This is a genomic window from Parapedobacter koreensis (genome assembly GCF_900109365.1).
Classification (GTDB): Bacteria; Bacteroidota; Bacteroidia; order Sphingobacteriales; family Sphingobacteriaceae; genus Parapedobacter; species Parapedobacter koreensis.
Genome location: NZ_FNZR01000001.1, coordinates 221,982 through 237,017, shown reverse-complemented (window position 1 = coordinate 237,017; position 15,036 = coordinate 221,982). Strand labels below are relative to the sequence as shown.

Here is a 15,036-nt window from a genome sequence, read left to right as displayed (position 1 = left end):
AAGCAAATCATCGGCCACTTAGCTGCACTCAAAATCGTTCACGCTTTACGCTTACAACGACCAAAGAAAGACCAATGTGCTACCAATTGCTCATATGCCCTGATAGTTTCCAGTAGCTACTACATAAGTAATAGGAAGATTATAGGGATTTTTCCCTATAAAGTCCCTACTATTTCCCTAGTATATCCCTATAAAGTCACCATAACAAGGAGCGTTGATAAGAAGCAAATGTGAAGGATTTGCATGGTTAAATGGTGGCTGGCTTAGCCCAATCGTTTGTTGATCTCGTCCTGCAATTGCCGTTTGAGTTTCTGCTCTTTTTCCATTGCCTTTTTACGGTGTTGGTCAAATTCTGTTTGAAGCTCTTCGATAGCTTTTTGGATATCCTGTGTCACCACGTGGCTTTGGTTATACCGATAAATATAAAGGATCAAGGCAATGGCTAAGATGAGAACAATGCCCCACATGATTAAACTGTAGGTGTTTTTCTGAAGTGATATGCCCACAACGGAAAAACTGTCTTTTTGCTGCTGGGCACTGCGCAGTTCATCCTTGACCTGTGTAAGTGAATCAGCTATCGCACTTACCTGGGCTTCCTGACTGTCGTCTTTGGCTTTCAAATCGGCAATGGCTTGGGTCAGCGTCTTGATGGTGTCAGCAACATTTTGCCGTATCCGATCCAAGTTCGCTTGGCGCACATGCTCAAATCCATCCTGCGTCTTTGAAATTGCGTAGAGGTAAACAAACTGGCTATCAATGGTTCCACTTGAAAGCGAGCCCTTCGGTGGTTCTCTTCGTGCTGGCGCCTGGCTAAACACATCTCCTACTGAAATTAAAGCAACCAGCATGGTCAGCAATGCAATGTTTTTCATGTTCGTTAGCTGTTGGTAAATTCTATTTTTAACTATAAGAACACGATATTACGGTAATTATTGTTAAATCGGAAATCGAATAGCACAAAAATGGAAAATGGCAGCGATAAACATGACAGCCCATAACAGTTCATTTTTTCATCTTTTCTAACTTGCGCCGTCATTAATGCCAATTAACCATATTGTTATGCAAGTATTAGCGGGGGTAGTTTTTCACTTCATAGGCGGCTTTGCGTCGGGGAGTTTTTACGTGCCCTATAAAAAGGTAAAGGGGTGGGCCTGGGAGAGTTTCTGGATTGTCGGGGGCGTGTTTTCTTGGCTCATCGTTCCTCCGTTGGCGGCATACCTTACTATTCCTGGTTTCGCTGCCATTATTCGGCAAGCGGATAGTGATACGATTGGCTATTCCTACCTTTTCGGTTTGCTTTGGGGCATTGGTGGGCTTACGTATGGGTTCGGCGTACGGTATTTAGGTGTATCGCTTGGCAGCAGTATCATCCTTGGACTGACCATGGTGTTCGGTTCGTTAGTTCCGTCGATATTTTATTACTTCAATGGCACGGAAGGCAAGGAGACCATCGATTTGTTTTTTTCCACGGCCCCGGGCCGGACTATTTTGCTGGGCTTGGCCATTTGTGTGCTGGGCATCTACCTATGTGGCAGGGCGGGTGTGCTGAAAGAGAAAGAACTAACGGGAGCAATAGCGGATGCCAGCGGCAATAAAGACTACCAATTTGGTTTGGGATTGATGGTGGCCATCGTTTCAGGTATATTGAGTGCTTGTTTTAATTTTGGATTGGAAGCCGGAAAACCCATGGCACACGTAGCCAGCGATCTTTGGAAGTCCGGGCATCCCGGACAGGGGGAGTTCTTGTTCCAAAACAACGTGACGTATGTTGTTGTGCTTTGGGGGGGGCTTACGACCAATTTTTTGTGGTGTATGTTTCTCAACACGAAGAACAAAACATTTGGCGATTACGTAAACCCCAGGGTACCCATTGCCCGAAACATTTTTTTCTGCGCATTGGCGGGCACAACCTGGTACCTGCAATTTTTCTTTTACGGTATGGGAGAAAGCCGGCTCGGAAACGGCGCGAGTTCATGGATATTGCATATGGCGTTTATTATTCTGATTGCCAATGCCTGGGGGGTTATTTTGAAAGAATGGAAGGGAGTGAGCAAAAAAACCTATGCGACGATTATCGGAGGCATTGCGGTCATTACCTTGTCGATCCTGTTGGTAGGGTTTGCGCGGACGTTGGAGCCGTAGGTCATAAGCCGGCAGCCGAAAACGAACAACAATGAAGTAAATTAATGAAAAAACAATATAAAAGCGTATGTCTGGAACTATCGGAAAAGAATCATTCAAGCATGTCAGTTATTTGTGGGATGATGCCAAAGCCGCTGAATTAGCGGGGGATGAGGTAGCACTGTTGCTTTATCGCTCCAACTTACTGGGGGCCGATTTAAGGCTTACTAACTATGGCGGCGGCAATACGTCGTGTAAAGCCATCGCCAAAGATCCGTTGACAGGGTTGGATACGGAAGTGATGTGGATTAAAGGATCGGGTGGCGACATCGGCACCCTCACGCGGAGCGGACTCGCCGCGCTTTATGTCGATCGGTTGAGAAGCCTTGAGCACATCTATCGGGGTCTTGAACAAGAGGATGAAATGGTTGAATTGTTTAACCATTGCATCTATGACCTCGCCTCCAAAGCGCCATCCATTGATACGCCACTGCATGGCTTTTTGCCTTTCAAGCACATTGATCACCTGCATCCGGATGCAGCGATAGCCATTGCAGCAGCCAAAGACGGCAAGCGCATTACCCAAGAGCTGTTCAATGGCGAAATCGGTTGGGTGGGTTGGCAGCGGCCAGGGTTTGATCTCGGCTTGCAGTTGCGGCAGTGCCTAGCTGAAAATCCCGGTATCCGGGGCATCATGCTGGGCTCGCATGGGCTATTCACCTGGGGCGACACGGCTTACGAAAGCTATGTCAATACGCTTACCGTCATTGAGCGCTGTGCGGAATATTTGGAAGCAAATTACGGCAAGGAACGTCCGGTTTTCGGGGGCGCTAAAATTGTCGCCACTCCTGAAGCAGATCGGAAAAAACAGGCGGCTGCATTGGCACCCATTCTTCGGGGTTTTTGCTCGTCTGAACGTGCTATGGTAGGGCATTTTACAGATGACGAACGGGTACTGGAATTTATCAATTCTAATGATTTGGAGCGGTTGGCACCCCTGGGTACCAGTTGCCCTGACCATTTCCTGCGCACCAAAATAAGCCCGTTGGTATTGGATTTGGCTCCCGATGCCGATTTGGCGGATGCGGAGTCCGTGAAAAGCGGGTTGGCTCCTGCGTTTGAAGCGTACCGCGCCTTATACAAGGAATACTACGAAACCTGCAAGCATCCCAACAGCCCCGCCATGCGCGATCCCAATCCGGTCATTATCCTTTATCCTGGCATCGGTCTGTTTTCATTTTCCAAGGACAAGCAGACCGCGCGTGTTGCTGCCGAATTTTACATCAATGCCATCAATGTGATGAAAGGTGCGGAGGCGATATCCGAATACACCGCATTGCCCCGTCAGGAGGCCTTCAATATTGAATACTGGCTGCTGGAAGAGGCCAAGTTGCAGCGTATGCCCAAACCCAAGCCCTTATCGGGCCGGATAGCATTGATCACGGGCAGTGCCGGCGGTATCGGCAAGGCCATTGCCCGCAAGTTTGTCCAGGAAGGGGCCGTAGTTGTACTTAATGACTTGAATGCAGAAAGGCTGCAAAGTACCGGTGACGAGTTTAAGACTGCCTTTGGAAAAGATGCCTATGCGACGGCGGTTTTGGATGTGACCAATGCCGAACAAATCCAGCAAGCCTTTGACACGGCAGCGCTCGCTTTTGGCGGGGTAGATATCGTGGTGAACAATGCCGGATTGTCCATTTCCAAATCCATAGAAGAGCATACCCAACAGGATTGGGATTTGTTATATGATGTATTGGTCAAAGGGCAGTTTTTGATTACCCAAGCTGCGGTAAACATATTGAAAAAACAGGCTATTGGTGGGGATATTATCAACATCGTCAGCAAAAATGCGTTGGTAAGCGGCCCGAACAATGCAGGTTATGGTTCGGCAAAGGCCGCCCAACTGCACCTTAGCCGATTGAACGCTGCTGAATTGGGCGCTGCCAAAATCCGGGTAAATGTCGTAAACCCGGATGCCGTGATCAGCGATAGCAACATTTGGGCTGGTGGATGGGCTGAAGGACGTGCCAAAGCTTATGGCGTCACCGTGGAGGAATTGCCGGCATATTACGCCAAGCGTACGCTGTTGAATGAAATGATTCTTCCCGACGACATTGCCAACGCTTGTTTTGTGTTGGTCAGCGGGTTGATGAACAAATCCACCGGCAACGTGCTCAATGTGGATGGCGGGGTAGCGATGGCATTCGTGCGTTAGGATTATCTTTTTTTAACAGAATTGTCAATTAAATCGTCCCAAAGGATGCGAGTTGGCAATTCTGTTTTACCTTTGACAAGTAGACCTGTTATGCATATTGATAAACATCAAATCGCGCAACATAATCAACGGTTGGAGGCTTCCCATGGGCGCAGGTTTGCGCAGCTGGCGGAAGATCTGCCCAACGTTGAAAAGATTGTACAACAATTGAACGATTTTCAGGTGGCCATTCCCAGCTGGGCGCTCGGCACCGGCGGCACACGGTTTGGCCGCTTCTCCGGCGGGGGCGAACCCCGCAATCTCGAAGAAAAAATCGCCGATATCGGTATATTGCATGCACTCAACCGATCTAGCGGTTCCATATCGCTGCATATCCCATGGGATATCCCTGAAGATTATGCGGCTATCCGTACCTTGGCGGCGCACTATGGTTTGGTATTCGATGCCATGAATTCCAATACCTTCCAGGATCAATCCGGACAGCCGCTCAGCTACAAGTTTGGCTCCATGCAGCATGTAGATAGGGCCGTGCGTCAGCAAGCCATCGACCACAACATCGACGTGATTAAACAAGGCATGGAACTGGGATCCAAATCACTCACCGTGTGGCTGGCCGATGGATCGAGTTTTCCCGGGCAATTGAATTTCCGCAAGGCTTTTCAAAACACGTTGGAATGTTTGCGGGAAGTATACGAAGCATTGCCTGACGATTGGAAAATGTTTGTCGAATACAAGGCCTTCGAACCGAACTTTTATTCCACTACTGTGGGGGACTGGGGGCAGTCCTTGCTGTATGCCAGCAAGCTTGGCGAAAAAGCCTATACACTGGTCGATTTGGGGCATCACCTGCCCAATGCAAATATCGAACAGATTGTCGCCTTGCTGCTGATGGAAGGCAAGCTTGGCGGATTTCATTTCAACGATTCCAAATATGGAGATGACGACCTGACCACCGGAAGCATAAAACCCTACCAGCTATTCCTCATCTTCAATGAATTGGTGGAAGGGATGGATAGCCGTGGAATGGATCATACGAAGGATTTGGGCTGGATGATTGACGCTTCGCATAACCTCAAGGATCCCCTTGAAGATTTGGTGCAGTCCGTGGAAGCCATTCTTGTGGCCTATGCACAAGCATTGCTCGTTGATCGTGAAGCGCTTATCGAGGCACAAGCGAGCAATGATGTTGTACAAGCCCAGGAGGTATTGCAGCACGCATTCCGTACAGATGTGCGGCCGCTGGTTGCGGAGGCACGTAAGCGTGCGGGTGCAGCATTGGATCCGTTGGCACTATTCAGGGATCTGGATGTGCGCGGCAAGTTAATTAAAGAGCGAGGCACGAAAGCCGTAGCTACGGGGTTATGAAAACGCCTGTCATAGCCATATTCGACGTAGGGAAGACCAACAAGAAACTGTTCCTCTTCAACGAGCAGTACAAGATTGTCTTTGAACGTTCGGCGCGGTTTACCGAAACCGTGGATGAAGATGGCGATCCTTGCGAAAATCTTGAAAGCCTGCGTTTATCGGTATTCGACTCCTTGCATGAAGTATTCCGGAAAGCCGAATTTGAAGTACGGGCGATTAACTTTGCGGCGTATGGGGCAAGCTTGGTCTACGTCGATGAAGACGGCAGGCCATTGGCACCGTTATACAACTATTTGAAACCCTATCCGGAGGCATTGCAACGCAAGTTTTATGAAGACTACGGCGGTGCGGAGACCGTGGCTTTTACCACGGCGTCCCCGGTATTGGGCAGCCTTAATTCGGGGATGCAGCTGTACCGTACCAAATATGAGCATCCCGAGCTTTTCGATCAGATTCATTACGCGCTGCACCTTCCGCAATACTTGAGTTTCCTTGTTTCGGGCCGCATGTATTCCGATAAGACGAGTATTGGCTGCCATACTCATCTTTGGGACTTCACGAAAAACGACTACCACGAATGGGTATACCGGGAAGGCATCATCGACAAGCTGGCACCGTTGGCACGGACAGACGAGCTGTATCCGGCATCCTTTCCCGGCAACGGGTATGGTGTTGGTGTCGGATTACACGATAGTTCGGCCGCACTGATCCCTTACTTGGTCAGCTTCTACGAACCCTTTGTGTTGATTTCAACAGGCACGTGGTGCATCAGCCTCAATCCGTTCAATCATTCGCCGCTTACCAAAGCAGAGCTGGAGGCCGATTGCCTTTGTTATATGCATTATCAGGGTACACCGGTAAAGGCGTCCCGCCTATTTGCCGGTTATGAACATGAACAACAAGTCAAGCGGATTGCCGAGCATTTCGGGCAACCCTCCAGCCGATACCGGAATATGGCCTATGATCGGGGCCTTGTAGATAGGCTGCGAAAAGGGGGGGATCCGGAGCCGATCGGTGGCAAGGTATCTGCCTTTGCGCAGCGCAAGCTATCGGACTACGCCTCCTTCGAGGAAGCTTATCACCGCTTGATTATGGATTTGGTGGCTTTACAGCAGGTATCCACCCAACTGGTCATTAAAGGCTCACGCGTAAAACGTATTTTTGTAGATGGCGGATTTAGCAAAAATGCCCTTTACATGAACCTGCTGGCTGATGCTTTTCCGGAAATGGAAGTCTTTGCAGCGTCCATGGCACAGGCTACGGCAATAGGCGCCGCATTGGCCATCCACCAATCGTGGAACAGCAAGCCCATACCGAATGATCTCATTGAATTGCGGTTTTACGCACGTCCAGACGAAAAAGAAAAAAAAGAAAATAAATGAACCCTGATTTATTAAAGTACAACCCGCAATACCCCTCCGTACAGGATTTGAAGCGTAAAGCCAAACGCCGCATTCCGAAATTTGCTTTTGACTACCTTGAAGGCGGATGTAACGATGAATTGAACCTGTGGCGCAACGAGGCTGATTTCCAGGATATCCAACTCATGCCGAGGTACCTTAAAAAGCATCACGGTGTAGATATGCGCACCGAATTGTTTGGCCATGTGTATGATGCCCCCTTCGGAATATCACCCATCGGCTTGCAGGGATTGATGTGGCCCAATGCGCCGGAGATATTGGCGAAGGCAGCATTGAAGCACAACATCCCGTATACCTTGAGTACCGTCTCTACCAGCAGCATTGAACGCATCGCAGAGGTGACCGAGTCGCAATTTTGGTTCCAACTATACCATCCCACTGAAAATAAACTACGGGACGATATCCTTCGTAGGCTTGAAGCCGTGCATTGCCCGGTATTGGTCGTATTGGTAGACGTACCGTCGTTCGGGTTGAGGTACCGCGAGATCAAGGCGGGACTTTCCATGCCACCCCGGATGACCATCAATAATTTTCTTCAGGCGGCGGCCCGCCCTGCTTGGTCATTCGAAACCCTAAGGGTAGGCATTCCCGAGTTTGCCACGCTGAAACCTTACATGAGCAAGGATCTCAACCTGAGCCAACTGGGCAAGTTTATGAATGCCACGTTTACTGGCCGGGTAGACGCTGATAAGATAAAGGCGATCCGTGATCTGTGGAAGGGCAAGCTGGTCATCAAGGGCGTAGTGTGTGAGGAAGATATGGAGGAAAGCATCCGTTTGGGCGCAGACGGGATTATCGTTTCCAACCATGGCGGACGGCAGATTGATGCTGGTGAGTCTACCATCAAGCCACTGAAAGGTTTGGCTGACAAATATGGTGATAAGCTGAAAGTAATGATCGACAGCGGATTGCGCTCGGGTCCCGATATTGGGCGGGCATTGGCTTGCGGCGCCCACTTTACGTTCATGGGCCGCCCGTTTATGTATGGTGTATCGGCATTGGGCCAGCAAGGCGGGGATCATACCATCGGCATGTTCAAGACGCAACTGAAGCAGGTGATGGAGCAGGTGTGCTGTGAGCAGGTGTCGGATTTTCCGGCAGCGCTGATCTAAGGCGCTAAACTACTTTTTGACGAATACCCTTTTTTGGAGGCGGGTAGCCTGTTCCTCCCATTAGCGAATGCCGAGCCCTGCGACGCGGATGTGATTGCGGGGTATATTCCGATTTCTACAATCGGAGAAAATCCATGTCCATGGACTAACGAGGCAATACGGTTATCCGTGTTTTTTGCTTAAATTGACACCGTCTAATAAACCCTATTTTTAAATTGAAAACACAAAGATTAGTTTTATCTTGGGTCATCGCATTGTTATGCTGCCTAAATAGCTACGCCCAGTCTGGGGTGGAAATCTACGATTTGCGCTGCGAATACTTGGTTGATCCGCTTGGCATTGATGGCGCCGCCCCCCGGCTTACTTGGAAAATAGCCGACAATCGCCCGGGCGCCAGGCAAACGGCATACCGTGTCATTGTAGGGGTCGATTCCTTGGCAATAGCCCGGGGAGAGGGGCAAAGCTGGGATACCGATGAAGTGGCCTCGGAGGCTAATTTGGTAGTTTACGGCGGGGCGCCGTTAAAACCATTTACCCGTTATTATTGGATGGTAGAAAGCAAAGGTATCCAAGGCGTAAGCTACCGGCCACGGAAAGTGGCTTTTTTTGAGACCGGGATGATGGGCACAGGGCATTGGCAGGGCGCTTGGATCGCCGATGGGCAGGATATCCACTACCGGCCGGCACCTTATTTCCGGAAACAATTCGATGCTGCTAAGCGGGTAAAGGAAGCCCGTGCATATATTGCCGTGGCGGGACTATACGAGTTATATATCAACGGCATGCGCGTAGGTACCCATCGCTTGGATCCGATATACACCCGTTTTGACAGACGGATACTCTACGTCACGCACGACGTCACCGAGTTGGTTCAGCAAGGGGCAAATGCAATCGGTGTTGTGCTTGGCAACGGGTGGTACAACCATCAGGCCATGGCCGTTTGGAATTTTGATAAAGCCCCTTGGCGAAACCGGCCAGCATTCTGCCTTGATCTGCGCATTACCTACGAGGATGGAACGGTGGAAACCATCGCTTCAGAACGGGATTGGAGAGCAGGCAGCGGGGCGATTACCTCCAATAACATCTATACTGCGGAGCATTACGATGCCAGATTGGAACAAGCCGGATGGAATAACGTGGGATTTGACGACAGCGATTGGCGGCACGTTTCTTATCGTTCGGCACCTTCCAGCCATATCGTGGCACAGACCATGCATCCCATCCGCAATGTGGAGGAAATCAAGCCAAAATCACTGATGCGCGTCAATGATTCGACTTATTTATTCGATTTGGGGCGCAATATTGCGGGAGTTAGCCAGTTGACGGTATCTGGTGCCGCAGGCACGGTACTGCGGCTCAAGCACGGCGAACGCCTGGGCAAAGACGGGCGGGTGGATCTTTCGAATATCGATGTGTACTATCGGCCGGCAGACGACCAAGATCCCTTCCAGACCGATGTCATTACGCTCAACGGGGGTGGTTCCGAAACGTTCATGCCGAGGTTCAACTACAAGGGTTTCCGGTATGTCGAAGTAAGCAGTAGCCAGCCTGTACAGCTCGATACGACCAGCTTGGTAGGTTATTTCATGCACAGTGATGTCCCTGCCATCGGGCAGATCCATTCGTCCAATCCGTTGGTAGACCGCATCGCGTGGGCGGCCAATAATTCCTATTTATCTAATCTGTTCGGCTATCCGACAGATTGCCCCCAACGGGAGAAGAATGGCTGGACCGGCGATGGGCATTTTGCCATCGAAACGGCGCTGTACAACTTTGATGGGATTACCATATACGAAAAATGGCTGGCGGATCATCGCGACGAACAGCAACCCAACGGTGTGCTGCCGGATATTATCCCAACGGGTGGCTGGGGTTACGGGACGGCCAACGGAACGGATTGGACGAGTACCATTGCCATCATTCCGTGGAATCTGTATCTGTTTTATGGTGATATCAAGCCCCTTTCGGACAATTATGAAGCCATCAAGCGTTACGTCAACTATGTCACGCAGATCAGTCCAGCTGGGTTGACCACCTGGGGCAGGGGCGATTGGGTACCCGTCAAATCCAAGTCGTCGTTGGAACTTACTTCGTCCATTTATTATTATGTGGATGCGGTTATCTTGTCGAAGGCGGCCGATCTGCTGGAAAAACCGGAAGACCACGAGCACTATAGCCGGTTGGCCGTCTTTATCAAAAAGGCCATTAATGATAAGTATCTAAACCGTGAAACAGGCGTTTACGCATCGGGGACGCAGACCGAGCTGAGCATGCCATTGATGTGGGATGTAGTACCGGAATCGTTGGCCGGAAAGGTAGCTGCCCGACTGGCCGCGCGTGTGGAGGCCGATGGAAATCATATCGATGTAGGGGTATTGGGAGCGAAGGCTTTGCTGAATGCGCTTAGCGAAAATGGTTATGCCGACCTTGCCTACAAGCTGGCTGCACGGGATAGCTACCCATCTTGGGGCTGGTGGATAGTAAACGGCGCAACCACCCTTTTGGAAAACTGGGACATCAATGCTACGCGCGATATTTCGGATAACCACATGATGTTCGGTGAAATCGGTGCCTGGTTTTTCAAGGGACTGGGTGGCATCAAGCCGGATGAGCACCGGCCGGGATTCAAACATGTGCTGATAGAACCGCACTTTGCGGAAGGGCTGGAGCATTTCGAGGCGGCATTCGAGGGCCCCTATGGAGAAATCCGGTCGTCATGGAAACGTACCGGTAGTGACGTGGCGCTTGCCATCACCGTGCCAGCGAATAGTACGGCCACGTTTAACTGGGATGTGGAAAAACGGAGCGGTGCAGTCTTTGCAGGCAATACGTATCGGACGGGAACGGTTCTTTTGCCTGCTGGGCGACATGAACTGGTATTAAAAAAATAGCGGATTGCGAAGCATGAAAAAAATGCTTTTCCTATGTGTGTGGTTAAATATCGTTTTTAACGTGGATGCCCAGGATATCAGGGTGTCCAAGCTTATGGTTGAACACCTGTATCATCCGGATTTGCAGGTGATCAATGGATATCCGGCAAGTGATGGCAACATCCAGCATGGTCAACATGTGCGCATCGCGAACAAAAGACCCGCACTAGGCTGGGAATTGACGGGCATGGGACAAGGCGCAAACCAATCTGCATACCGCATTATCATGTCCGGCAGCCGGGATAGCCTCATCAACGGTGTTGGCGATGTGTGGGATTCCGGCATGGTGACGTCGGATGAAACCACCAATGTGCTATATAGCGGACCGCCACTGAAATCCAATACCTACTACCTATGGCGGGTAATGGTATGGGATGGGGGCGGCAGGCCATCGCCGTGGTCGACTATCAGCCGGTTCTGGACGGCCGATGCGTTGGTAAACTATCAAACGGCTTTTTATCCGCTACTGAAGACCGATGAAGTCCCCAGACAGGCAACGCATGCCGGAAGTACCATGCGGATAGACTTCGGTAGGGCGGCCTTCGGCCAATTGCGCCTGACCTTGGAGTCCCCTAATGGGGCCGGTGCCGTAGTCGTCAGGCTTGGAGAAGCCATCCATCCCGATGGCAGCATCAACCGCAAACCTGGCGGATCCATCCGATATGCTGAATATCGGATATCACTGAAAAAAGGAAGGCACATTTACCATGTACAGTTCCGACCTAATAAACGCAACACCGGATCGCAAGCCATCAAAATGCCCGGGTACATTGGAGAGGTATTGCCCTTTCGTTATGTGGAATTGGAAGGTTATCAGGGGAACGTGAAGGGGACAGACATTGTCCGATCCACCGTGCACTATCCGTTTAACGACGCTGCATCCCGGTTCGAGAGTTCGGATGCTGTACTGAATGCAGTATGGGAGCTAAGCAAATACAGTGTCAAAGCTACCTCGTTTGCCGGCATTTATGTAGACGGCGATCGGGAGCGCATACCCTATGAAGCGGATGCTTACATCAACCAGCTTTGCCATTACAGCGTGGACAATGAATACAGTATGGCACGCCGTTCCCACGAATACCTGCTCCACCATGCCACCTGGCCCACCGAGTGGATATTGCAATCGGTGCTGATGGCATACAATGACTACCTCTACACGGGAGATATACGATGGGTGAATCACCATTATGGCGATCTACGGGCCAAATTATTGCTTCCCCTGCGCGAAGCCAATGGCCTCATCAGTACCAAGAGTGGCAAGCAAACCAAGGCGTTGATGCAGGCCGTTCACTACCCGGGCGATTCGCTGCGTGACATCGTAGACTGGCCGCATACCGGGGACTTCGGTATGGCGGGCAACGGGGAAACTGACGGATTTGTATTTACTGCCTACAATGCCGTGGTAAATGCGTTTCATTACAAAGCGTTAACGGACATGGCCAAATTGGCCGGAGCGCTGGGGCGACGGGATGATGCCGCCTTGTTTTCAGAAAAGGCGGCCCAGACTTACCAAGCATTCCAATCCCTCCTTTGGGATAGGAGCAGGCGCGTATTCCGCGATGGGGTGGATACTGACCATGCCGCTTTGCACACCAACATGATGGCGCTGGTCTTCGGCTTGGTGCCGGAAGAACATAAACGTGCGGTAATGGATTTCATCCGATCACGAGGTATGGCTTGCAGCGTGTATGGCAGCCAATTTTTGATGGATGCCACCTATGAAGCGGGTGATGGCGATTACGGACTTTCGTTGCTCACGTCGCAGAGCGACCGCAGTTGGTACAACATGATCCGGGCGGGAAGTACCATCACCATGGAAGCTTGGGACAACAAGTATAAGCCCAACCAGGATTGGAACCATGTCTGGGGAGCAGTTCCTGCCAATGCGATTCCGCGCAAACTGATGGGAGTTGAGCCATTGGAGCCGGGTTGGAAGCTCTTCAGGGTGCGGCCCCAGCTGGGATCGCTGGAATGGGCAACCGTCAATGTTCCTACCATCAAGGGTACTGTTGTAGTTTCGTGTAGGCGGGAAAAAGCTGCTTACACCGTGGAACTTTCGGTGCCGGTGAATACGAAGGCAGTAGTGGAATTGCCGTTAGAATTAGCAATCGAGCCGAATATCACCATAAATGGTGAGCCCGTAAGCACCAACATAAAAGACGGTCGGATACAATTTCCACCCTTTGTTGCCGGAACCTATAAACTTGTTGTCGCGCTCCCATAGGATGGGAAGCCGTTCATGGTATTTGGGGCATATGAGGTTTCTTTCGTTTTCCCTTGCTACCTTTGAGCATGGAACGTCCTTTGCAATCCTCATCGCGGCTATTGTACAAAACCGGTATCGCCGTTATCGGCGCTGGCCAGGCAGGCTTATCCTCGGCTTACTACCTCAAGAAACAAGGACTTGAAGTAGGTCGTGATTTTATTGTACTTGACCAATCGCCCTATCCGGGTGGTGCTTGGCAATACCGGTGGCCGTCGCTCACATTGAGTACCGTAAACCGTATCCATGATTTGCCCGGACTTTCCTTTTCGGACACCGTAAGCGGCAATTCACCGGAAGTACAGGCCAACATTGCCGTACCCCACTATTTCGAGGTGTATGAGCAGACATTCGGCCTCACCGTCTACCGTCCCGTGAAAGTAACCGTTGTATGCGAGCGTGATGGGCGGTTCCGCATGGAGACCGATCGCGGTTTCTTTTCGGCACAGGGCATTATCAATGCCACGGGCACATGGGAAACTCCCTATATTCCAGCATATCCGGGGGCGGAGCTGTTTGGGGGCATTCAGCTGCATACCAAAGATTACCAAGCGGCCGATACCTTCATCGGTAAGCATGTCGTTATTGTCGGCGGTGGAATATCGGCCATCCAGCTGCTTGACGAAATTTCACAGGTGACCACCACTACGTGGGTCACCCGAAAGGAACCAAGTTTCCGCAGTGGCCCATTTGGAGAAGAAGCAGGCCGTGCCGCGGTGGCCATGGTGGAAGACCGTGTACGCAAGGGGTTGCCACCCGGCTCTGTAGTGTCCGTCACCGGACTGCCGGTGACCCCCGCTATTGAGGCGATGAAAGCCCGGGGTGTGCTGAATAGGCAGCCGATGTTTAGTGAAATCACGGCACACGGTGTGCGGTGGCCCAATGGTCGCGAAGTGGCGGCGGACATCATCCTGTGGTGTACCGGGTTTCGGAGTTCATTGGATCACCTCATGCCGCTGATGTTACGGGAGGAAAACGGGGGTATCGTCATGGGGGGCAGGCTGGCCACTATGGTTGCGAAAGATCCACGGATCCACTTGGTAGGTTACGGCCCTTCGGCATCTACCATTGGGGCCAATCGTGCCGGGAGGGCTGCAGCAACAGAACTGATGGATTATTTGGGGTTAAGGAGTGCAGGGAAATAAACGTTATAGCTCCTCTTCCCGCTCCAGCATCAGGATAGCGCTCTGTGGTACGATGAAATACTTTTCGCCCTGATATTGGATTTCCGTGGACGCACCGATATGAAAAATGGCTAAATCACCTTCCTTGGTTTGTAAAGGGATGTATTTCACTTTTTCTTCTTGGGGTTTCCAAGCGTCTTCCTCTTCCGCAGGTACGGGCAATGCATATCCAGGGCCGGTCTTCAGCACGTATCCCCATTGCACTTTTTCTTTCTCTTGTACACCGGGGGGGAGGTACAGTCCGCTTTCGGTCCGTTCGTTGGGCTTGGTTGGTTTAATCAACACACGGTCGCCCACAACGATGAGTTTTTTTAGCTTGTTATCCTGTGTGAGTTGAATCGTCATAAAAATGCTTTTGCAACTCATAACAAAAGCTGTGCAGCAATGGTCGTTCGTGCCAATATGGCATTTTTTGTATCAGTATA

Annotated in this window: 10 protein-coding genes; 8 read left to right on the top strand and 2 right to left on the bottom strand. The window is 50.8% G+C overall.

Going from position 1 to position 15,036, the window contains the following annotated elements:
* Window positions 1-263: 263 nt before the first annotated feature.
* Window positions 264-872, bottom strand: coding sequence for a hypothetical protein (locus tag BMW65_RS00995; protein ID WP_090602067.1), 609 nt, complete (start codon window positions 870-872; stop codon window positions 264-266).
* A 187-nt stretch (window positions 873-1,059) separates the two neighbouring features.
* Here BMW65_RS00995 and rhaT point away from each other — a divergent pair, with 187 nt between their 5' ends.
* The 8 genes from rhaT (at window position 1,060) to BMW65_RS00955 (ending at window position 14,572) form a co-directional block, all read left to right on the top strand.
* Entirely contained in the window at window positions 1,060-2,142 is a 1,083-nt protein-coding gene (gene rhaT / locus BMW65_RS00990; RefSeq protein WP_090602066.1) for an L-rhamnose/proton symporter RhaT, read from the top strand.
* A gap of 67 nt (window positions 2,143-2,209) precedes the next feature.
* A complete protein-coding gene (locus BMW65_RS00985) occupies window positions 2,210-4,336 on the top strand; it encodes a bifunctional aldolase/short-chain dehydrogenase (protein ID WP_090602065.1) in 2,127 nt (708 codons plus the stop codon).
* Between the two features lie 90 nt (window positions 4,337-4,426).
* Window positions 4,427-5,701 carry a sugar isomerase gene (locus BMW65_RS00980; protein WP_090602064.1) on the top strand — a complete coding sequence of 425 codons (1,275 nt, stop codon included), beginning with the start codon at window positions 4,427-4,429 and terminating at the stop codon, window positions 5,699-5,701.
* Window positions 5,698-7,083 (top strand): FGGY-family carbohydrate kinase, encoded by a 1,386-nt coding sequence (locus BMW65_RS00975; protein ID WP_090602063.1) that lies wholly within the window; start codon window positions 5,698-5,700, stop codon window positions 7,081-7,083. Before BMW65_RS00980 ends, BMW65_RS00975 begins: the two co-directional genes overlap by 4 nt.
* On the top strand, window positions 7,080-8,234 hold the full coding sequence (locus BMW65_RS00970; protein ID WP_090602061.1) for an alpha-hydroxy acid oxidase: 1,155 nt from the start codon (window positions 7,080-7,082) through the stop codon (window positions 8,232-8,234). The genes BMW65_RS00975 and BMW65_RS00970 overlap by 4 nt, the downstream gene beginning before the upstream one ends.
* Before the next feature lie 215 nt (window positions 8,235-8,449).
* Window positions 8,450-11,125 carry an alpha-L-rhamnosidase gene (locus tag BMW65_RS00965; RefSeq protein WP_090602059.1) on the top strand — a complete coding sequence of 892 codons (2,676 nt, stop codon included), beginning with the start codon at window positions 8,450-8,452 and terminating at the stop codon, window positions 11,123-11,125.
* A gap of 13 nt (window positions 11,126-11,138) precedes the next feature.
* Window positions 11,139-13,388, top strand: a complete 2,250-nt coding sequence (locus BMW65_RS00960) for an alpha-L-rhamnosidase-related protein (RefSeq protein WP_090602058.1) — start codon at window positions 11,139-11,141, stop codon at window positions 13,386-13,388.
* A gap of 68 nt (window positions 13,389-13,456) precedes the next feature.
* Complete coding sequence (locus BMW65_RS00955) at window positions 13,457-14,572, top strand: NAD(P)-binding domain-containing protein (RefSeq protein WP_090602057.1); 1,116 nt, start codon at window positions 13,457-13,459, stop codon at window positions 14,570-14,572.
* A 3-nt stretch (window positions 14,573-14,575) separates the two neighbouring features.
* Here the strand turns inward: BMW65_RS00955 and BMW65_RS00950 are convergent, their stop codons facing one another.
* A complete protein-coding gene (locus BMW65_RS00950; protein ID WP_218145315.1) occupies window positions 14,576-14,956 on the bottom strand; it encodes a co-chaperone GroES in 381 nt (126 codons plus the stop codon).
* Between the last annotated feature and the right edge of the window lie 80 nt (window positions 14,957-15,036).